Origin of the sequence: Caballeronia grimmiae (assembly GCF_022879615.1) — a bacterium.
GTDB lineage: Bacteria > Pseudomonadota > Gammaproteobacteria > Burkholderiales > Burkholderiaceae > Caballeronia > Caballeronia grimmiae.
This window is the reverse complement of the sequence record NZ_CP084275.1, coordinates 406,531-424,980: the sequence shown is the minus strand read 5'-3', so window position 1 is coordinate 424,980 and position 18,450 is coordinate 406,531. Positions and strand designations below refer to the sequence as shown.

At 58.0% G+C, this 18,450-nt stretch carries 21 protein-coding genes; 11 read left to right on the top strand and 10 right to left on the bottom strand.

Annotated features, from left to right (window positions below):
* Window positions 1-70 precede the first annotated feature (70 nt).
* On the bottom strand, window positions 71-478 hold the full coding sequence (locus tag LDZ21_RS28475) for a hypothetical protein (protein WP_244797540.1): 408 nt from the start codon (window positions 476-478) through the stop codon (window positions 71-73).
* Between the two features lie 12 nt (window positions 479-490).
* Complete coding sequence (locus tag LDZ21_RS28470; RefSeq protein WP_244797539.1) at window positions 491-703, bottom strand: hypothetical protein; 213 nt, start codon at window positions 701-703, stop codon at window positions 491-493.
* 368 nt (window positions 704-1,071) lie between these two features.
* Between LDZ21_RS28470 and LDZ21_RS28465 the strand changes: the two genes are divergently transcribed.
* The 4 genes from LDZ21_RS28465 to LDZ21_RS28450 all read left to right on the top strand — a co-directional run bounded on the left by LDZ21_RS28465 (window position 1,072) and on the right by LDZ21_RS28450 (window position 4,967).
* On the top strand, window positions 1,072-1,608 hold the full coding sequence (locus LDZ21_RS28465) for a hypothetical protein (RefSeq protein ID WP_244797538.1): 537 nt from the start codon (window positions 1,072-1,074) through the stop codon (window positions 1,606-1,608).
* Window positions 1,599-2,522 (top strand): YdaU family protein, encoded by a 924-nt coding sequence (locus LDZ21_RS28460; protein WP_244797537.1) that lies wholly within the window; start codon window positions 1,599-1,601, stop codon window positions 2,520-2,522. Before LDZ21_RS28465 ends, LDZ21_RS28460 begins: the two co-directional genes overlap by 10 nt.
* 25 nt (window positions 2,523-2,547) lie before the next feature.
* Window positions 2,548-4,005 carry a replicative DNA helicase gene (gene dnaB / locus LDZ21_RS28455; protein WP_244797536.1) on the top strand — a complete coding sequence of 486 codons (1,458 nt, stop codon included), beginning with the start codon at window positions 2,548-2,550 and terminating at the stop codon, window positions 4,003-4,005.
* Window positions 4,006-4,220: 215 nt separating this feature from the next.
* Window positions 4,221-4,967, top strand: coding sequence for a hypothetical protein (locus tag LDZ21_RS28450; RefSeq protein ID WP_244797535.1), 747 nt, complete (start codon window positions 4,221-4,223; stop codon window positions 4,965-4,967).
* 215 nt (window positions 4,968-5,182) lie between these two features.
* Here the strand turns inward: LDZ21_RS28450 and ligA are convergent, their stop codons facing one another.
* Window positions 5,183-7,201: an NAD-dependent DNA ligase LigA gene (gene ligA, locus LDZ21_RS28445; protein ID WP_309958123.1), complete on the bottom strand. Its 2,019-nt coding sequence runs from the start codon at window positions 7,199-7,201 to the stop codon at window positions 5,183-5,185.
* Between the two features lie 932 nt (window positions 7,202-8,133).
* Between ligA and LDZ21_RS28440 the strand changes: the two genes are divergently transcribed.
* The 3 genes from LDZ21_RS28440 to ssb all read left to right on the top strand — a co-directional run bounded on the left by LDZ21_RS28440 (window position 8,134) and on the right by ssb (window position 10,085).
* Window positions 8,134-8,400, top strand: a complete 267-nt coding sequence (locus LDZ21_RS28440) for a hypothetical protein (protein ID WP_244797534.1) — start codon at window positions 8,134-8,136, stop codon at window positions 8,398-8,400.
* A gap of 62 nt (window positions 8,401-8,462) precedes the next feature.
* Complete coding sequence (locus LDZ21_RS28435) at window positions 8,463-9,368, top strand: recombination-associated protein RdgC (RefSeq protein ID WP_244797533.1); 906 nt, start codon at window positions 8,463-8,465, stop codon at window positions 9,366-9,368.
* A gap of 195 nt (window positions 9,369-9,563) precedes the next feature.
* On the top strand, window positions 9,564-10,085 hold the full coding sequence (gene ssb, locus LDZ21_RS28430) for a single-stranded DNA-binding protein (RefSeq protein ID WP_244797532.1): 522 nt from the start codon (window positions 9,564-9,566) through the stop codon (window positions 10,083-10,085).
* Window positions 10,086-10,178: 93 nt separating this feature from the next.
* Here ssb and LDZ21_RS28425 read toward each other — a convergent pair whose 3' ends face one another.
* The gene (locus tag LDZ21_RS28425; RefSeq protein ID WP_244797531.1) at window positions 10,179-11,045 is read right to left on the bottom strand and encodes a hypothetical protein; all 867 of its coding nucleotides are present in this window, start codon (window positions 11,043-11,045) and stop codon (window positions 10,179-10,181) included.
* 139 nt (window positions 11,046-11,184) lie between these two features.
* Here LDZ21_RS28425 and LDZ21_RS28420 point away from each other — a divergent pair, with 139 nt between their 5' ends.
* Together LDZ21_RS28420 and LDZ21_RS28415 are read left to right on the top strand one after the other, a co-directional pair.
* Window positions 11,185-11,460, top strand: a complete 276-nt coding sequence (locus LDZ21_RS28420) for a hypothetical protein (protein WP_011876030.1) — start codon at window positions 11,185-11,187, stop codon at window positions 11,458-11,460.
* Window positions 11,461-11,709: 249 nt separating this feature from the next.
* Window positions 11,710-11,952 (top strand): hypothetical protein, encoded by a 243-nt coding sequence (locus LDZ21_RS28415; RefSeq protein WP_014194380.1) that lies wholly within the window; start codon window positions 11,710-11,712, stop codon window positions 11,950-11,952.
* Window positions 11,953-12,052: 100 nt separating this feature from the next.
* Here LDZ21_RS28415 and LDZ21_RS28410 read toward each other — a convergent pair whose 3' ends face one another.
* The 5 genes from LDZ21_RS28410 to LDZ21_RS28390 all read right to left on the bottom strand — a co-directional run bounded on the left by LDZ21_RS28410 (window position 12,053) and on the right by LDZ21_RS28390 (window position 16,151).
* Window positions 12,053-12,865 carry a hypothetical protein gene (locus tag LDZ21_RS28410; protein WP_244797530.1) on the bottom strand — a complete coding sequence of 271 codons (813 nt, stop codon included), beginning with the start codon at window positions 12,863-12,865 and terminating at the stop codon, window positions 12,053-12,055.
* Between the two features lie 61 nt (window positions 12,866-12,926).
* Window positions 12,927-13,658 (bottom strand): type-F conjugative transfer system pilin assembly protein TrbC, encoded by a 732-nt coding sequence (gene trbC / locus LDZ21_RS28405; protein WP_244797529.1) that lies wholly within the window; start codon window positions 13,656-13,658, stop codon window positions 12,927-12,929.
* The gene (locus LDZ21_RS28400; RefSeq protein WP_011876027.1) at window positions 13,606-14,643 is read right to left on the bottom strand and encodes a TraU family protein; all 1,038 of its coding nucleotides are present in this window, start codon (window positions 14,641-14,643) and stop codon (window positions 13,606-13,608) included. Before LDZ21_RS28400 ends, trbC begins: the two co-directional genes overlap by 53 nt.
* Window positions 14,640-15,269 carry a type-F conjugative transfer system protein TraW gene (gene traW, locus LDZ21_RS28395; protein WP_011876026.1) on the bottom strand — a complete coding sequence of 210 codons (630 nt, stop codon included), beginning with the start codon at window positions 15,267-15,269 and terminating at the stop codon, window positions 14,640-14,642. The genes LDZ21_RS28400 and traW overlap by 4 nt, the downstream gene beginning before the upstream one ends.
* 165 nt (window positions 15,270-15,434) lie before the next feature.
* Complete coding sequence (locus tag LDZ21_RS28390) at window positions 15,435-16,151, bottom strand: DsbC family protein (RefSeq protein ID WP_244797528.1); 717 nt, start codon at window positions 16,149-16,151, stop codon at window positions 15,435-15,437.
* Between the two features lie 145 nt (window positions 16,152-16,296).
* Between LDZ21_RS28390 and LDZ21_RS28385 the strand changes: the two genes are divergently transcribed.
* Window positions 16,297-17,154: a SprT-like domain-containing protein gene (locus tag LDZ21_RS28385; RefSeq protein ID WP_244797527.1), complete on the top strand. Its 858-nt coding sequence runs from the start codon at window positions 16,297-16,299 to the stop codon at window positions 17,152-17,154.
* Between the two features lie 29 nt (window positions 17,155-17,183).
* A complete protein-coding gene (locus tag LDZ21_RS28380; protein ID WP_244797526.1) occupies window positions 17,184-17,675 on the top strand; it encodes a hypothetical protein in 492 nt (163 codons plus the stop codon).
* A gap of 41 nt (window positions 17,676-17,716) precedes the next feature.
* Here the strand turns inward: LDZ21_RS28380 and LDZ21_RS28375 are convergent, their stop codons facing one another.
* Window positions 17,717-18,139 carry a hypothetical protein gene (locus LDZ21_RS28375; RefSeq protein ID WP_244797525.1) on the bottom strand — a complete coding sequence of 141 codons (423 nt, stop codon included), beginning with the start codon at window positions 18,137-18,139 and terminating at the stop codon, window positions 17,717-17,719.
* Window positions 18,140-18,450 lie beyond the last annotated feature (311 nt).

Sequence of the window (18,450 nt, the reverse complement as noted above, 5' to 3'; positions counted from 1 at the left end):
ACAGAGTCGACTCGCGGGCTTGTGTATTTTGCTCTTTCGTCGTTTAGCAGAAGCAAATTGGTTCGATTCTTCAAATGCAGAGACGGCCTAACGGAGCGCCGCTATAGCGAACCATGGCGCCCTCCTCCGTCGAACGAAATCCGAATCGCGAATAGAAGCTACGCAATCGAGCCTCGGCCGCTGCCTCGTCGACATAGTAGCTCCCGTCCGGGGTCAGCGTCAGTGTGATCCCCAATTCGTCGGCGAGGGTGGTCGCCACTTTCATCGCTCGCGTGCCATCTCCTCTGATCTCGGTGCCGGCCATGATTTTGACGATTTCGACGCTGCGTCCGTCGCTCGCCGGCTCCACCACTACCTCACCACCCGGCAGTTTTGCGTACATCTGAGCACCGATCACCTCTGCTGCATTAGCAAGATCGACATCGACTACCACCGGCGACCTGCTGTCTTCGTGATTGCAATGATGTCCCACAGTCATGGCGCGGCCTCCTTAGTCGTTCGGTTCCATGCGGCAAAGCCGACCATCCGACTGCTCGCCGAATTCGATCGTCAGTTCAGCCGGTTTAGGTTCAATGATCGAGGTGCTCTTGCACTTTTCGCACTCAACGACAAGCCGGAAACCATACGGTTGCTCTTGCCGAAAGATGCGAAAACCGCCGCTTCCGCAGTTGCCGCAAGCCATTGGTTCAACGTTCGTTAGCATGATTTGCTCCCCAAGAATGATGCGGCCGAGCCGCGATATGCATGCAGTTCGGTGATGCGCGACAGGGACAAGCAACCGCGGGAGGGGCCTGGCCCGAGCAACACACGTTGGCAGCGTCATCTCGACACTATCGAGATGCCAAAGCAAGAGGGACGGCGTCCCAACCCTGTGCAATGACGCAGCGTTGGCGGGCTCAATTACATGCGAATCGCGCCGAGATGACTGAGCCAGAAAACGAGTGCGATTTGGCTCTATAAATTCCACTATCGGTTCTTTGGTTGCAGTAACCAATCTTTGAGGTTAAATTATTGCGACGTGTTAAGTCGCAAAACGATACTAACGAATTACGCTAACGGGATCACAGTCACATGAAATCTCTCGATCAACTCACCAAGGAGCTGTGCAACCAGTACGGCGACTTCATGAAAACGACGGAGGTTGCGATCAGGCTCAGAAGCCATCCCAATACCGTGAAGAAGATTCCGGAGGCGCAGCTTCCTCGGCGGCGCCGGCTTGGGCGCGGGGGCTGCGTCTTTCTGACTGAGAGCGTGGCCAGGTATATCGTTGACCACCACTACCCTCATGTGAGCTCGACGGATAACCGGCTGGTCTCAGCGGTGCTGGTCGGCAGTCCGACGCCCGTGGGGGACACCACCGCTGAGCGGCTGAGGGCAGTCGGCAAGGATGCGGCCAAACTGTTGCTACAGCTTTCGCGCGAGTACAAATCGTTGCCCTTCGAGGGCGACCTCGCATTGCACAAATTGGGTGTGGACCGAGATCGCGGCGAGCAGCAGCTTCAGTCCCTCACGGACAATGCGCTGCTGGACGTAGATGTGCTCGGCTTTTTCACCATTAGGCCTGAGACCCGCAAGGACCTGAACGATTCGAATGGGGGATGGTTGTGAGAGCCGCCGTCGAAAAATCCCCGGCGTTCCAGTTCTATGCCCGTGATTTTCTCTCGGATGAGAACGTCGCCGTGATGAGCAATCAGGCGCTGGGCGCGTACGTCCGCCTGATGTGCTACGCGTGGCTCGAAGGCTCGATCCCGGGCGAGTTCTCGAAACTTGCACGTCTGGCCGGTGAAAGTGTGGCCGACATGGAGCAGATATGGGGCGAAATCGCCTCCTGTTTCGATCCCCACCCGGATTTGCCGAACCGGTTTGTCCAGGCACGTCTCGAGAGGGAGCGAGAGAAGCAGGCGACCAATCGCGAAGTCCGATCTGCCGCCGGAAAAATCGGCGCGGATCGTCGCTGGAACAACGAGTTACCTGCGGAATCGCAGCGGGAAAATGGCAATGCACGATCGGGGGCAATGGCAAGCGATGGCCTTTCAACTGCATCTGCACCTGCAACTGCTTCAATGAATATGCATACCTCCGGTATGCATGTCGCCGGCGCAGCCGCCGACGGGCGGAGCGGAACCCTGTTCGAAAGTAATGAGAGCGCTGACGTTGTGAGACCGCCGCGAGCCGCTGACGCGATACCCTCGTGCCCGCAGCAGGAGATCATCGCGCTTTATCACGAGCTGATGCCAACGAACCCTCGAGTTCTGACATGGAACAAGGAGCGGGAAGCGCTCTTGCGGACACGATGGCGCGAAATGGCCGTCACGCGAAGTGATCAACTCGGCGAAGGCTACAAGACGACCGAGCAAGGGTTGGCGTGGTGGAAGCATTTTCTAAGTCATTGTGGGAATTCCGCCTTCCTGAGCGGTAGGACTCCGCCTCGAGGTGACTCAGCGCCTTTCGTCGCAAGCCTCGAATGGATCGTGCGGCCGAAGAACTTCGCCAAGATCCTCGAAGGCAACTATCACCGTTGATTATCGCTTCACCGGAGAATTTTGAATGCGTGGAAATGAAGCGCCGCATAGCGCGGAATCAGAATGGGCCGTGCTCGGCTCCTTGTTGCTAACAGGGGGCAATTGTTTCGACAAGGTGGCGGACTTGTTGGCGGACAGCGACTTCTATTATCGGAGCAACCAGATCTTGTATCGAATCGTCGGGACCTTAGTCCAGACGGGGCAGCCTGCCGACGTTGTGACGGTCACAGCACGACTGGAGGCGCTCGGAGTACTAAAGCAGGCCGGAGGCCGCGAATACCTCGAAGAGATCGTACGCGCTACGCCTTCGGCCGCAAACGTTCGCAAGTACGCAGAGGTGATTGTCGAGCGTCGCATGAAGCGGCAATTGATCGATGCATCGCGACGCATGGAAGAGCTCGCATACGAACCGGGCGATGTTCGACAGCAGATGGATGCTGCGCAGAGTCTGGTGATGCATCTGACAGAAGGATCGACGGTGGATGACGAGCCGAAGTCGATGTCCGAAGTCGTCCGTGGCACACTCGAATGGATTGACGAACGCCACAGCGCGGATTCACCATTGACAGGACGGTCATGGGGATTTAAAGGGCTCGACGACAAGACTTCGGGTCTTCAGGATGGAGACCTCGTGATCGTGGCCGGACGACCGGCCATGGGAAAGTCAGTGATGGCGCAGAATCTCGCAGAGAACGTGAGTATGGGGGTGACATCGCTTGTAGACGCTAGCGGAGCGCCGATCATTGTCGACGGTTGCCCCGTTCTAGTTTTCTCTCTTGAAATGAGTAATCTCCAGCTTGGGCTTCGATCGCTGTCGAGCGCCGGCAAGGTCGATCTGAACCTCCTCAGGTCGCCCACGCGAATGCAGAACGCTGAAGACTGGGCAAAGCTGACGGTAGCGGTCGAGCGCCTGCACAACTCGAAACTCTTCATCGACGAGACGCCGGGCATTTCTATCTCAAAGATGCACGCGAAAGCGCGGCGATTCCAGCGAAAACACGGCTTGGGCCTGATCATCGTCGACTATCTGCAACTGATGTCCGGTTCGGAGTCGGCCGCGCGTCGCGGGCGCGTTGAGGAGCTTTCCGAAATCACACGCGGGCTAAAAGCAATGGCGCGGGATCTCGGCGTTCCGGTGGTCGCCCTTTCGCAACTTTCGCGGAAGGTGGAGGAACGCGCAAACAAGCGTCCGCTTATGTCAGATCTGCGCGAAAGTGGGTCGATAGAGCAGGACGCAGACCTAGTCATCTTCATGTACCGGGACGAGTATTACAACCCGGACTCCCAATTCCGTGGAATTGCCGAGGCAATCATTGGTAAGCAACGGATGGGTGAAACGGGAACGGTGGGTCTCCAATTCGTAGGGTCTCAAGCGCACTTCAAAGACTTCGCTGGTCGGCTGCCGGCCGACGACAGCGAGACTATGGTGGGTAGGCCACCACAAGGCGCACGTGGAGGGTTCTCGTACCGGCCAAACGACTGAGCGGACGGTGGCAGGTTGGCTACGGGCTAAGGCACTGGCCCGGTGGTTGCGTATGTCACCGCGCCGACATCCATTCAGGAAATCCGGCGAGCATGATTCCTCTCCGTGTCGTGTCGTGTCTCTCTTCTCGGTCGCGTGACCTCAAGTCCGATATAGCAAAATGTTCCTCATCTCCTTCCTGCAAGTTAATTCAACTGTGATAAGGAGAGTGCACGATGGAAACGACCTGGATGCCCAAAGCAGTAGTCGAAGAGCAGCAACACATTGATGGCGTCAGCGGTACCGCGCCTGTTTTTGCCGATGAGCGACGAGCGCCGGCGTATGGAGCGTTGTTTCATTCGGCCGAGTTCTCGACGGAAGCTATCGAAAAGCTGCCCGCTCTCGCGCCATATGCGAATCAACGCGTGGCGATAGCTGCGATCGGTATGCGGATCAATCCGCTGTATGGCGCCCGTCCGGAACTCCAGTTTCAAGTTACAACAGGGGATCAGGATAGCGCCGGTTCGGGCTATTTCTTCGCTCGCGCCTTGAAGGGGTTGTCGACGCGTCGGGTGACCTTAGACGATCCTACAAAGACCGATCCAGGCTACGCGTACGCATTCTCGGATAGCGCGTCGACAACGGATGGGATGATACTTGGCTCTGCCCTCGGAACGCTACTGCTGGCCAGCGCACAGGCGACGAACCTCAACTACCGAAAGACGGGATTGACTCAGTCGATTCTTGATGCGATCGCTCGTCATGACGCTGAACGTATCGGTTTCGATGCGCGGTTCAGCACGAACGACGAGGTCATTCTGGCAGCAGGTCTGAAAGACATTCTCAACGCTGCCGACAATGGCGAGCCGTACAGCACCAGTGAATTGCTGGGTGACAGCTTCAAAGCAGCACGTGATGCCGCGTGGAGAAGTATTGTTGGTGCAAAGGCGTCGGAACTGCAAGCACCCATAGTCTCCAACTAAACAATCAAGCCCGCCGTTATGTACGGCGGGCTTTTTTTTGGGGCGATTTTTGACTTATCAGCCGATGATCGCCATTCCCGACTGTCAGGTGCGATCCGAAGAGGATGAACAGGCTAAGCTGTAATGCAGCAGCGCTATGTTGAGGGGACGCCCTCTGATCGTAAGTGTGGCAAAGCCTCCGGTCGGCCGGGGGCTTTGCCCTTTTTTGGCCCGACTCAGTCTGCGAGTGCCGCACACTCGCTTCGAAGACGCGCTTCGTCCCAGATAGCCACACCGAGCGCCGTCGCTTTTTCCAGTTTTGTTCCCGCCGCTTCTCCTGCGACGACAGCGTGAGTCTTCTTCGAAACGCTGCTCGACACTTTGCCGCCGCAAGCCTCAATCATGAGTTGCGCTTCCTCTCTGGTCATCGATGGCAACGTACCCGTGAGCACGATGGTACAGCCGGATAACGGCCCACCTTCACGCTTGATCGTGTCGCGAGGCCTGACCAAATCCGCAAGCCTGTCGGCTTCCTGGCCGAGCATTGCGTCGGCGAAGAAGTCCATCACACTCTGCACAGTGACTGGGCCGACATCGCTCACACGGTATAGATCCTGCTCCGTAGCGTTCCGGAAAGCTTGCCAGGACCCGAACGCGGAAGCCAGATCCTTGCTGGTCTTCTCTCCGACGTTCTGAATTCCCAGCGAGAAAACGAATCGGTGCAGTTCGGGGGCGACCGATGCCGCGACCGCGTCGACGAGCTTCCGCGCCGAAACCTCGGCAAAGTTCGGAAGGCGGGCGATCGCCTCTGCATGAAGCGTGTAGAAGTCGGACGGCAGTTTGACCAGTCCGGCATCGACCAGCGCTTTGATGGTGCCCTCCGCCATTCCCTCTATGTTCATGGCGAGCCGGGACGCGAAATGCGCGAGCCGATAGAGTTGCTGGTCTGGGCAACGCAGATTGCCTGTGCAGACATGAAAGGCAGTCCCAGCCGCCTGGTGCACGGCTGAAGAGCACACCGGACAGGAAGCAGGCATCTGATACTCCGGAGTGGACGCGGGGCGATACTCGGTGAGCGTACGCACGATCTCAGGGATCACGTCGCCGGCACGACGAACAACCACCGTGTCGCCCACCCGGATATCTTTCAGCCGGATCTGGTCGAGGTTGTGCAGCGTCACGCTCGAGACAGTCACTCCTCCAACGAATACCGGCTCGATCTTCGCGACTGGCGTGCACACGCCCGTCCGGCCGATCTGGATGACGATCTGTTGCACCGTTGACGTACGCTCTTCTGCGGGATACTTGGCGGCAATCGCGAAACGGGGCGTCCGATTGTTCCAGCCGAGCTGTGCTTGTGCAGCGAAGTCGTTGAGCTTGAAGACGACACCGTCGATGTCGAAGGGGAGGTCTGCGCGGGCCGCCCCAATACGCGCGAAGAGTTCCCTGACCCCGGACTTTCCGACCACGCGAGCGGCGAGCGGACTGATCGTAAAGTGAAGTCGACGCAGACAGTCGATCAGATCGACCTGAGAGGCCACACCAAGCGGCGCGGAGCCATCGGGGAGGACGGCGCCGTATGCAAAGAAGGATAGCCGCCGCTCAGCCGTCACGCGCGGGTCGAGCTGCCGTACGCTGCCTGCGGCGGCGTTACGGGGATTCGCGAACTTTCTTTCCCCCCTCGCCTCTTGTTGCGCGTTCACAATGGCGAAATCACGCTTGAGCATGACCACCTCTCCCCGCACTTCAAGATCGACCGGTTCCGGCAGACGGAGCGGAATATTGCGGATCGTCTTGATCTGGGCGGTCACATCCTCGCCGACGGCACCATCGCCACGCGTTGCTGCCCGCACAAAGACGCCCTGTTCGTACCGCAGCCCGACGGCCAGGCCGTCGTACTTGGGCTCACCGGAATATTCGAGCCGCTCCTCCGGCTGACCAAGTTCTCGCGCGTTCGACTCAACAAACGACATGACTTCGTCCTCGGTCATCCCGTCCTTGAGGGACAGCATGGGTACCGCGTGTGCAGCAGGGTGAAATTGGTCAGGTGGAACACTTCCGACGCGCTGTGTTGGCGATTCCGCGCAGATCAGATGGGGATGCGCGGCCTCCAGACCCTCGAGTTTGCGGAAGAGGTCGTCGTATTCGTGATCAGCGATCTCGGGATCGTCGAGTGCGTAGTAGCGATGGGCGTGATAGGCCACTCGTTCGCGAAGTTCCGCGAGTTGTTCATGAACAGTCGGCATGGCGGTCATTCAGTGCGTCCCCTGTCTGCAAATGGGCTTCGGTTGGATAAACACGGCTCGGCGGTTGCGCCAGGTAACGTTCCACTCAAGAAAGCGTTCACAGCACGCAGTGGCCGCGCTCCGAAAAGAAACGCCGGGATCATAGTGCTCCACGAAAACGGCGTTGCACGGCTCAAGATCGGTTCCATATCTGCGCAACACTTCCGTTGCCACGTGCTCGGCTGCAAACGACAGGGGCTGTCCGCCGTTGTCCGCTAACTCTGTGATGACAAACAGACGGTGAAGAGCGCCTAGTTCGAACCTTGTGAGCGCATAGGCGCTATCGCCGATTTCCAGAAGTTGCGGGCCTACGACCCCGAGAAAGCGTGGGTCGACAAATCCGGCTGGCGCGGATACGCGTGTCGGGAGTCGAAACATTGTAAATGTTGTTTGGTGACGTTCGTTTCGAATACTGATAGTATTATACACAAGTGTTAAAGCCCAAATAGGGGCGAGTCTAACTGATCGCTATGGGTGAACGGGTATGGAGCGAACGCATTCTTGTCCTTCGTGCGAAGGCAAAAAACGATGCTGCGGGTTTGTGACCGAGCCGGAATCTGGGAAGACCCGAATCACGGCTGAGGCGCCCTGCGCGATGTGCGGTGGTATCGGTCGTATCAGTGACGAACAGATCAACTGGATCAACCGCGGCCGAGCATATCGCCAAGCGCGTATGGCTGTGAAAGAGACGGCATCTCAGGCTGCCACGCGGCTTGGAATCTCGATCCAGACACTGACAGACGCGGAGTTAGGACGGATCTCACCCGCGGTTCTGGTTGGCGCCCCGTTGCGGGAAGCTGCCGATGCTTAGACCGGCAGATGCAAGTCGATTTTCCGACGATTCCCGGGTGCACGCTGGATCGTCGACGGATCTGATAGCACAGGAGCTAGCAGCCCACAGGATGCGCGGATTCACGATCGAAAGCGACGCAGCATTGGAAGAAGGCGAGCTCGTGAAACTCGCGGCCTGCTTCCTGTTCGGTGACACCAAGTGGGTGGCGGGAGCCTGGCCGCGCGAATGGTCCGAAAGCCTGCTCTCCGACAAGTCACGTATCAAGCAGCTCGTCACTGCGGGCGCACTCATCGCTGCGGAGATTGAACATCTGAAGGCTACTGCCATGGACAGTATGGGCAAAGGAGCCCAGATGCCCTCCTCCATTGACATCTGAATCGGGTGCCTTGTCATGCGTAAGGCATTCAAAATTTATGTTTCCAGCCTAAAGGTCTGACCATGTTTTCAAACCTGCACATTTATCGACTTACCCGCGAGTGGGACATGACGGCTGAGCGTCTGGAGGAACTGGTCGGGAAACGGCCGTTTCAGCCATGCGGGAGCCAGGACCAGAAATCCGCCGGGTGGGTCAGTCCTCAGGAGCGCGGCCCGCTCGTGCATGCTTTGGGGCGGCAATGGCTACTAGCACTTCGGATTGAAACGAAGTCGGTGCCTGGGGATGCGATCAAGAAAGCCGTCGCGGAGAAGTCGAAGGACTACGAGCAGCGGAACGGGTACAAGCCGGGCCGCAAGGTGCTCAAAGACATGAAGGAAGAGGCACTCATGGAGCTGCTCCCTCGCGCCTTTCCAAAGCAGGCGACAATTCAGGTATGGATCAACGCTGAGTCTGGCTGGATCGCGATGAACACGTCCACGCCATCGAAGGCCGATGATGTCGTGGCCGCGCTAATTGAGACGACCTCCACTGCACCCATCTCGCTCGTTCGCACCAATCAGTCGCCCGCTCAAGCCATGGCGGATTGGCTGACATCGGGTGAGGCGCCAGACAACTTTACGGTCGACCGTGACTGCGAACTCAAGGGCACAGAAGACGAAAAGCCTACGGTCAAATACTCACGCTTGTCGCTTGAGCGTGACGAGATCCGCCAGCACATCGAGGAAGGCAAGCGGCCGACCAAGCTCGCAATGACCTGGGATGATCGCGCCAGTTTCATCCTCACTGACAAGGGGCAGGTGAAAAAGCTTGTCTTTCTCGATGCGGTGATGGAAGAGATCAATCTCGATGCTGAGGATGCTGATGCAGTGTTCCATTCGACCTTCGCAATCATGACCGCTGAGTTGTCGCGGTTCTTCCCGGATCTCGTCGAAAGTCTCGGTGGAGAGGCTGAGTACGAGGCTGAATGAAGTTGTAGTTAGGTATCCAAAAAGTATGTATATTTGTGATTGATGCAGTTACTTTCGATGTGGCGTAGTTGGATGTCGGAAGCTGGCGTCTCGTTCCAGTGAATCGAGAAACCCAGAGGGTGGTAGTAAGGACAGTGTGCACTACCTCCCACATCGTTAATCCCCACTTTGGGGTTTGGAAAGGAGACACCAGAAATGGCGTCAGTCAATAAAGTCATTCTCGTCGGGAATCTCGGCGCAGATCCAGAAGTGCGTTACCTTCCCAGTGGCGATGCAGTCGCCAACATCCGTCTCGCAACCACTGATCGATACAAGGACAAGCAGTCGGGCGAGATGCGCGATGCCACCGAGTGGCACCGCGTCTCGTTTTTTGGCCGTTTAGCGGAGATCGTTTCGGAGTACTTGAAGAAGGGCTCGTCTGTCTATATCGAGGGTCGTATTCGCACACGCAAGTATCAGGCTCAAGACGGTTCGGATCGTTACTCGACCGAAATCGTCGCGGAGCAGATGCAGATGCTGGGTGGTCGAGGTGAAGGTGGTGGACACTCGGATCAGGACCGTGGTGGGGATAACCAGGGTGGACATCAGGGCAGCCGAGGTGCCGGCAGTGCAGGTCAAGGTCGTGGCCAAGGCGGCTATCAGCAAAATAATGGTCAAAATCGCGGCCAGCCTTCCAGAAATGATTCTGATTCTTACGACGACTCCATTCCGTTTTGATTCGTGGCCATTGACGTAGAAAGTCCATAAGGCAGTAGTATTGGGGGAGAAGGAGCGTGCTGTGCGCTTGCTCCTTCGTCCCCGGGACGGCGGTCAATCCCGCTCAATAGCCTTGTTTGCAACCTTAAGGGCGTGCTGTATTTGGTTACCAACGATGTGGCGGACTTCGGGGGTAAAGCTAGTAAGAACGCCGACTAGAACGAACGTTTCCGGTTGCGAGTAATCACCGCCCTCAAGGCGTGGTGTCCAGATCCCACCGCCGCTGATTCCAGCAGGGTCCGCGACCAGTCTGCCTTCTTTGGGCGTCAGGCCGAACACGGAACCGTCAGTAAGGTGAATATTCTCAGTTTCCGGATATTCCAGAAAGATATGATCGGCGACGGTTCGACCGTTCACACGAACGTTGGTAGCTTCTGTCACATAGAAGAGTGGCTTAGCTTCAAGTTGCTTCTCGCGGCCAGTGAGGAGCGCTCGCGGGGTGCCATACGCCACGAAGCGTGCATCGCGATAAGCTGTACCGACCTCGATTCGGCTCTCGGGCAGGAACTGCTTATGTCGTCCGACAGTCTCCACGCCCTCTGCGCTCAGCTCGAGGAAGGCCACGTCGAGGAGATCAGAGGTCCCGTCCGGGTACGTGCGTCCTCCTTCGAGACGTACGCTACTAATAAAGGCATTGAGCCCCTCCTGCCGTTCCGCGAAGACCAGGCAGAATCGTTCCTTCGGAACGTCGCGGACGACGTGGGCGGCGGTAAAGATGCCGTAGCGCTCGCCGATTTTCACGAGTGTCCCTGAACCTATGGCAGCCGGTTTCGGCTCCGCGGTCATCGTCACGATCGTCACCGAGAAATCCCGTAGGTGAGCTCGAATTCGCTCAGAATCATCCATAAACTGCTTCAGCCGTTCATCCATATCACTCCCGCATTTTTGTTGCGCAACTTCACGATGATTGATTGTTGCCACGCACGCCCATCACCTTGCAGCCGCCGTGCGTCGTCCTGCCGTAGCGTACGCGCGAGCGGCCTCTGATTTTCAGCTTGCCTGATTCGCATCTCCTGAGACCAAGCCAACGCAAGGGCTTGGCATCAACTCGGAGATGATCATGGAATTCCTGCAATTTCTCAAACTGGTTCTGATCGCATTTCGCAACTGGATGTTCCGGTCGCAGGTTGTGACGGCCAAGCGCACCGATGCTTTCGGGTTCAACCTGTACGAATGTGAAGGCACGCCGAGCGTCACGCCCGGATTCTTCATCGTGAAGTATCGGCATGTAGTGAACGGGGAGGTGCACGAGCAGCATCGTCGGCGGGTCACCGTACAGGAATGGGATGCACTCCGCTCCAAGCTGGAGAGCGCTGAACAGGAGCCTGCCGTATGACGTTCCTGAACCACTACGAATGCACGTGCGGGGAAAAATGGACCGACAAGTGGAGTTGCGCATGCAACGATCGCTGTCCGTCGTGTCGCAAAGAGATCGAGCCGCATGACTCGGAGGATCTCTCGGGCGACGATGACTAATGCAGTGAAGGCTCGAATCCATCGGATTCGGGCCTTTCTTTTACGTGAGTCTGGGGCGCATAACGTTCCTGCAAGGTAATCGCACCCTCGACTCAAACAGGAGCAAGCAATGACAAACGAGCAGGCAGTCAAGTATCCGAAACTGGGCCTTTTCACGGGGCGCAACGGGACGTTCAAATCGGCGGGCGTGGTGATACGCGAGACGGCTGGCGCTGTTCAGGTTCAGCCAATTACGTCGCGTGGGAAACTGGGTACGTGCTTGATCGAGCTGCCCAGCGATCGAACGGTGTTCAGCCAGTTGGCTGATGTTTTCAGGCAACTCGCGGAGGCAGAGCCGCTAGTCGCTAAATAGCACAAAGGCGGCAACGGACTTCATCCGTGCCGCCTTTTTCTTTTGCTGGACCGTCGGGTGCCGGGGCGTCGTACCCCTCGCGCGTGGCTGCGACCCGAAACTAGATCGTGCCCGTACAGCTCGGCTGATCCAGGCCACGCACCTTCACTCGCACCGCGTCAGCGTCGATTTTGTCGATCGTCAAGTCCGTGCCGGACAGGTTGATGAACTTGAGATCGCTCGCGAACGCGCGTTCGTGCTCCGCAGTCACGCGGCCATCGCTCGACGTGCGCAAGACGCGAAACTTGGCCACCCCCTCACTGCCGCCAAGATAGACCGCGGTCAGGCCGCAAAGCGCCGGCCCGGTCGTGAGTTTCGTCGTAACGACCATGTCGCCCGGTGTCACTGATACCGTCTCGCGAGCCTCGTAGGTATCGCCGGTGGCGCTGAACGCATGGTCCAGCACCGCGCCTTCTTCCGTCACGGCGAAGAACCGGTTGGTCTTGAAGAACGAGCTCGTGTTCCGGTCGGTCTTCACGAGATAGAAGAGCTTCCCGTTCGCGTCAACGAGACGAGCGGCCGGAGCAATTCTGGCACCGGGTCTCAGCGTAAGCGTCGCATCGCCGGTCGTGAGCGACACTTCGCGCACGACTTCGACGAACGCTGTTGTCGTCTTCGTGGATACTGTGACATTGACCAGGGCTTTGCCGGCAGAGGCGGACCGCGCATCGCCAGCCTTGACGCCGTCAATGCCGTTGATCTGCTTGACTGCTGGCAGAACGGATGAGTCGGGCACGATTCCCGAGAAGGGTGACTTGATCACCGTCGTGCTTGCGGCAACCGCGGCCATCGAGAGGGTCGAAGCCGCGACCAGAAAGGCGAGTTTTTTCAACATTGAGTACCTCGTTTTTCCACTTGAATGAGTAGGCCCCATGGGCGCCTTGGAAGCACAATTCCCCCTGCCCTGGCATCAGGACCGGGGGCGTTGGCGGCACTCAGTGCAACGATCCCTGCTGGTTGCGCGCACGGATCATCGCGATCCGATTCTCAGCCATCTTGGCGATCGCAGGCTGGGCTCGCCGTCGGATCGTGTCGAGTGCCACGTCCACGGAGATATCGCCCGACACTGAGGAATAGCTCGCCTCGGGTGAGCAGCCGTCGTCGAGCACGGACTCGGCCTCAGCGTTCGCCACCACAAAGGTCGGCACAGTCTTCACCTTGAATGCCTTGAAGAGCTCCGGGTGAATTTCCCATGGGGCGCCAGCTCGGTTCACCTCGAGTGCAGCACGTTTGGTCTCCATCAGTGAGCCATCCTTGAACCCGCGAACCACCATCACCGCCCCGCTCGCCCGCGCTTGCCGCGCGAGTTCCGTGAGCACCTCTTTCGGCATCGAGAACGACACGAAGATGATGAGGTCGCTCGCACCGCGCTTGATTTGCGGCCCCTTTTTCGCCTCGGCATACTGCTGCATGACCTCGTCGAGGCTTTGCGTCCTGACCGGTGGCGGAGCCTTGATCACAGGCACGTCGGCCTTGAACGTGCCCGGTTTCACGGGCACGACCTTCTGGGCAAGGACGGCGGAGGCATCCTGTTGCTGCTTGGCCATCTGCGCGCGGATCTGCGCATCTGACGGCATTTGCAGCGACTGCGCGCCTGCCGAGATCGCGGTCACACTACTGGCCAGCAATAGCGCCGCCGCAACAATCGCGTTTGCGGAAAATCGCATATCCGAAATCCCTCCAGCCCGGCATGGGCAGTTCAGTGTTCGTTTGGGTAAGAATGGTGGAGCGTCCGATCGGATCGCAACACCGGCCGTTGATCTTCGCCGTCTGCGGAATGGGGTACAGGCGCGTGAACTTGTACTGCCGTTTGTCCATGATGATCTGCGGGTAGTAGCCGCACATCGCGTCATCACCAAAGGCCGAATACTGGGTGCCGGCCGCGTGCAGCTTGGCGAGTATCCGGGTGGTTTGAAGTCGCGCGCTCTGCTCGTTGCTCATGTGCGCTTCGTTGTTGCCCGTGAGCGGATACATATGCCCGTAAGTGCCTGCCGCCCAGAAGATCGATTGCAGCGGAAATCCGGCGGTGGCCGCCACAGCGTCCGCAGACATCGCCCCGATTGCCAGCATCCCCCCGAATGGGAACGCGTAAGGCGTGATGATGCCGGCCAGCTCGTCATCGTTGTGGGTAGGATCGGCAAACGATACCCACGGGATGTCGATGCCGCGTTGGTCCATGCACGTGTCGTCGAGGATTGCGCCGAGCACGTACATTGCGGGATTGATGTAAAGGTTCACCTGCATAAACGAAGCGCGGGTCTCGCCAATCTCCCCGGACTGGTCATCCGATACCTGCCCGAAGGCATCTGCGTTCACGCCTGTGCTGACGCGTACCCCGCCGAGCAGCGGAAAACAGCCGGGGACGGCCGTCACGTCGGTCATCATGTCGAATTCCCAGAACGACGTAGGGATGCCGACCTTGGGCGGGTTCTGGCAGAAGCAGAATGCCTTGCCGCTGCCTGAGTCGAAGTCCTCCTGCCCGCTGGAGAGCAAAGTCATGCTGCCGAACAGCTTGATCGGCATCACGCAGGACCAGCAGACATCGGTGATCAGATTCGGAAATTTGCCCTGACAGAGATCGTCGGCGTTTGCCGATGACGCCGTGAAGAACAGGCCGAAGACGAGACTGAAGGCCAGAAGGATTTTCTTCACGGTGCGAACTCCTCGATCTGCAACAGTTTCCCCTTCTGGGAGAGGACGGCCGGCACGCGCTTGATACCGAAGTGGTGGACGAGAATGCCTTGCTGATCGAAATAGACCGGTCTGTGCCACGCGCGGTCGAGCTTCAGGAACGACCCGGCGACGAGAACGACTTTATCGCGGGGATTCGCGTCGATCCGCTTCTTCGCATAGGCGACCTGCCGCTCGTCGCGGCCGTCGATGAACACGATCGACTTCGACAGCGCCGTATAGTCGAGCGGATTGATCTTCGTACCGGCGGGTACGAGGATATTGCCCAGATGGTCCTTGACGTTGTCCGGGTACGTGTACGTCGGATCGAACGTCCATACACGTGGGCCGGTGGCTGTTGTGATGCCCGGAAGCGGCTTGGGATTTTCCAGGTTCGAGAGCTGCTTCTGCCTGTAGTCTTCCCAGAATTTCTTCAACTGGCCCTTCTTCTCCATCTGGGTCAGACGACCCTTGATCATGTCGATCGCGTCCTGCTCCTGGATGCTCCAGGTATTGCCATAGTTGCCGAGGTCTTCGGCGGGCGACAGGGATGCGAACAACGACAGAGAAAGGCCGACGACGCATGGAATGATGCGTTTCAACTTCATTTCGGCTCCGATTGGCGTTGCACTGTAATGGCGCTAAGCGGTTGCAGCGGAAACGAGGCGCTGGGCCTGAGCGTTTCAAACGCTGAAACCGCAGCCGTAGATCCGGCCGCGGTTGTTGTCGTCACACCGTCTCTCGGCGTAACGGAGGCAAAGCGCCACGCCTACTTACTTGCCTGCGTTCAGGAATGCGTCGATACGCTCCGGCGCTGCCGCGCCCGGCAGGATGCGCCCGTCTTCGCTGAACATCGTCGGCGTGCCACGGACACCGAGGCTGTCACCCAGCGACGACAGCTCTGCCAGCGGGTTGTCGCACTTCGCCAATGCCGGCGGCGTGCCGGTGGTCAGCAGCTTGTCCCAGGCGGCACCGCGCTCTTTCTCGGGCAGACACCAGATCGATTCCGATTTCGCGCGTGCCTGCGGATGCAGCGAATCGAGGGGGAACATGAACGTGTAGATCGTCACGTCGTCGAGCTTCGGCAGGGTATCGCGCTCGAGTTCCTTGCAGAACGGGCAGTCGGGGTCCGTGAAGAGGTACAGCTTGCGCGTGCCTTTGCCCTTCACGCGCACGATCGCGTCTTTCAGCGGCAGCTTGCTCACGTCGATCTTGCTCGCCGCTTCGCGCTTCGGCGCGGTCAGATCCTGACGCTTTTCCATGTCGTAGAGGCTACCGAACAGGAAGTAATGACCTTCCTTGTCCGAGTAGGCAATGTTTTTGCCCATCGTCAGCTCGTAGATGCCCGGCAGCGGCGAGGCCTCGATCGACGTGAAGTTTGTATTCGGATACTTCGACTTGAGCGTCGCGAGAACGCTGTCCGTTTCGGGCGACGCGAATGCAGCGACCGACAGGCCAGCCAGCAGGAGTGCAGCAGCAAACTTCTTCATGGAAATCCCTCAGTTATTGAACGTGCCGTTCCGGATGTTACGTGTACGTGTTAGCGATAGTCAAGCTTTTAGATACATAACACGTGCGTGTACGTCCATTGTATTTTAAAATTTCGGGGTGGATATCACTAACGGGACGCGGGTGATGCGCGAGCTGAAACCAACGAAAGAAGCGTATGAGGCGCTTCAGTTCGCCTATGACTTCTTCAATGAACGCCTTTTCAATGGCGAGTTGCGGGGGTGCCTTATCACGTTGAATCGCACCGGGCGGTCGTTCGGTCACTTTTCACCGCAGCGTTTCGTGAACCGAACGAGCGATATCACTGACGAAATAAACCTAAATCCGGCCCTGTTTAGTTCACGCCCTGTCGAGGACGTTTTGTCGACTTTGGCTCACGAGCAATGTCATCAGTGGCGAGAATACGCAGGGACGCCACCGCGCCGCTGTTATCACGACAAGCAGTGGAGTAGCAAGATGCAGTCGATCGGTCTTCAGCCAAGCTCGACTGGTAGTCCTGGCGGAAAAGCTGTTGGCGAAAAGATGTCCCACTACGTCGTGCCTGATGGACCGTTCATTAAGGTGTGCAAGGAACTGCTGACGCATTCGTTCGGGATCATTTGGTTTGATCGATATCCGCAGCTCTCCGGAAAAGACTACGCATACGCTGGAACAGTGGCGGTGCCTGCCAAACTCGCTGTGGCCACGGGAAGCCGTGGCATTGAAGTGTCGTCCAACATCGATGAGGGTGAGCCAGAGTCGGAGGAAGAAGGCAGCAAGCTAGATGGCGCGTCTGTCGAGCTTCCAGTCTTTTCGCCAATACCGATGGAAAATGGCCTCGAAATCGCGGGAGTGGTTGGCACCGGAAGCTCGTCGGGCGGCAGATCGAACAGCAGCAACCGGGTGAAATACTCATGCGCTGGCTGTGGGCGGAATATCTGGAGTAGCACTGGCCTGAACGCGAACTGCAACGACTGTAACAAGCCCTTCGAGCAGCGCGGCTGATTAAAACAACGATGACAAAGGTGAGGAAAATGACAGCCATGGCCGTGCACATGCGAGGATGGATCGGCGTGGGCGATGGGAATCGCCGAGTGACGGTGAAGCTCGAGCTGGTTCCCTGTCGCGCCGACGTGGCAACGACAGTCATGTCAATCGACTACATTGAGGCGCTCTGGGAGCGCAGTCTGGCTGATGCGATCGACGACGACGAAATCGTCGGTCAGATTGACTGGGTCGAGATAATCGGCGAGCGCGGTCGACCGCTCGGCGCCGCCCTGGTCAGATTCGGCTCAATGTGCTGGGAGCTTGGGGCAGACATAACAGCCGCCCGCTTCGAGGAGTGTGAACGAAGAGTCTTTTGTAGCCTTGAGAACGGTGAAGACGCGAGTTACTACCGCGCTCTGATCTCAGCCGCAGAAACCCATCGATCCGAAACCAATAATCTTGCACAACCTGCACTCGTCGATGCGTGGATCGAGGGCGGAAAAAAGCCCCGGGTGCACGCCGGGGCTACTGCTGGTTAGGTCTATGTGCAATGCGTATAGCGCATTGCACATACAAGGGTTCATCCGAAAACGACCTCGCGGCTAAAATCGTGAAGGCCTTCGCGGAATCGCTCGTTGCACGCGGGCTTGAAGTAGTAGGAGACGCCATTTTTTTCAAGGTAGACATTTTCGTTGCCGACACTCGTGACGTTCGCGATACCGACTGCCTGGATCTCGGCGTCTGTGTCCAGAGAAGATGGCTCCAGCTTGCGTATTGCATCCATTGCGGCCGATTTGACCTTGCCACAGGCGTTGAGATGCACGGCCCTTAGCTGGTCGATCAATCCGCAAAAAGCCCACGGATCGCCGGACAGTCCCTTTTCTATAACGGCCTCAAGTCGTTCATCCCTGCCCTTGCTGGTGTTGCGAGTGAGATCGCGGAGAACTTCCGCGGCTGCGACCGTTGCACTCTTTCCTGCGGCGCTAAGCGAATTGATTGGCATATTTCATTCTCCTGTTGTTGAGCGTTCGGAAGCGTCTGCTCCGGGGTTAAAAGTCCTTGCGTGCTGGAATGGTTAACAGGCGGGAATAACAACGCCCCGAACAGAACAAGCTCAGATCCGGGGCGTGAAATATAAGGATTGGTCATCGCGAACGCGTCAGCCTGCGAATCTCAGCGGCGATATGGGAGTCGCCCTTCACATGCTGACGAACGGCGTGCTGCGCGCCGGTAGATGGAACAGTCCGAGCGGTGATTGGCTCGTGCCGCCTGGGAACGTTCCATAGGTTGATCGGAGGCAGCGTAAGGTCGGGA

Coding starts and splice junctions, on each gene's coding strand:
- LDZ21_RS28475 (WP_244797540.1), bottom strand. CDS start 478: ATGACTGTGGGACATCATTGCAATCACGAAGACAGCAGGTCGCCGGTG.
- LDZ21_RS28410 (WP_244797530.1), bottom strand. CDS start 12,865: ATGGGGCCTACTCATTCAAGTGGAAAAACGAGGTACTCAATGTTGAAA.
- ssb (WP_244797532.1), top strand. CDS start 9,564: ATGGCGTCAGTCAATAAAGTCATTCTCGTCGGGAATCTCGGCGCAGAT.
- trbC (WP_244797529.1), bottom strand. CDS start 13,658: ATGCGATTTTCCGCAAACGCGATTGTTGCGGCGGCGCTATTGCTGGCC.
- LDZ21_RS28380 (WP_244797526.1), top strand. CDS start 17,184: ATGACAGCCATGGCCGTGCACATGCGAGGATGGATCGGCGTGGGCGAT.
- LDZ21_RS28440 (WP_244797534.1), top strand. CDS start 8,134: ATGCGCGGATTCACGATCGAAAGCGACGCAGCATTGGAAGAAGGCGAG.
- LDZ21_RS28465 (WP_244797538.1), top strand. CDS start 1,072: ATGAAATCTCTCGATCAACTCACCAAGGAGCTGTGCAACCAGTACGGC.
- LDZ21_RS28470 (WP_244797539.1), bottom strand. CDS start 703: ATGCTAACGAACGTTGAACCAATGGCTTGCGGCAACTGCGGAAGCGGC.
- traW (WP_011876026.1), bottom strand. CDS start 15,269: ATGAAGTTGAAACGCATCATTCCATGCGTCGTCGGCCTTTCTCTGTCG.
- LDZ21_RS28435 (WP_244797533.1), top strand. CDS start 8,463: ATGTTTTCAAACCTGCACATTTATCGACTTACCCGCGAGTGGGACATG.
- LDZ21_RS28390 (WP_244797528.1), bottom strand. CDS start 16,151: ATGAAGAAGTTTGCTGCTGCACTCCTGCTGGCTGGCCTGTCGGTCGCT.
- dnaB (WP_244797536.1), top strand. CDS start 2,548: ATGCGTGGAAATGAAGCGCCGCATAGCGCGGAATCAGAATGGGCCGTG.
- LDZ21_RS28415 (WP_014194380.1), top strand. CDS start 11,710: ATGACAAACGAGCAGGCAGTCAAGTATCCGAAACTGGGCCTTTTCACG.
- ligA (WP_309958123.1), bottom strand. CDS start 7,201: ATGACCGCCATGCCGACTGTTCATGAACAACTCGCGGAACTTCGCGAA.
- LDZ21_RS28420 (WP_011876030.1), top strand. CDS start 11,185: ATGGAATTCCTGCAATTTCTCAAACTGGTTCTGATCGCATTTCGCAAC.
- LDZ21_RS28450 (WP_244797535.1), top strand. CDS start 4,221: ATGGAAACGACCTGGATGCCCAAAGCAGTAGTCGAAGAGCAGCAACAC.
- LDZ21_RS28460 (WP_244797537.1), top strand. CDS start 1,599: ATGGTTGTGAGAGCCGCCGTCGAAAAATCCCCGGCGTTCCAGTTCTAT.
- LDZ21_RS28385 (WP_244797527.1), top strand. CDS start 16,297: ATGCGCGAGCTGAAACCAACGAAAGAAGCGTATGAGGCGCTTCAGTTC.
- LDZ21_RS28375 (WP_244797525.1), bottom strand. CDS start 18,139: ATGCCAATCAATTCGCTTAGCGCCGCAGGAAAGAGTGCAACGGTCGCA.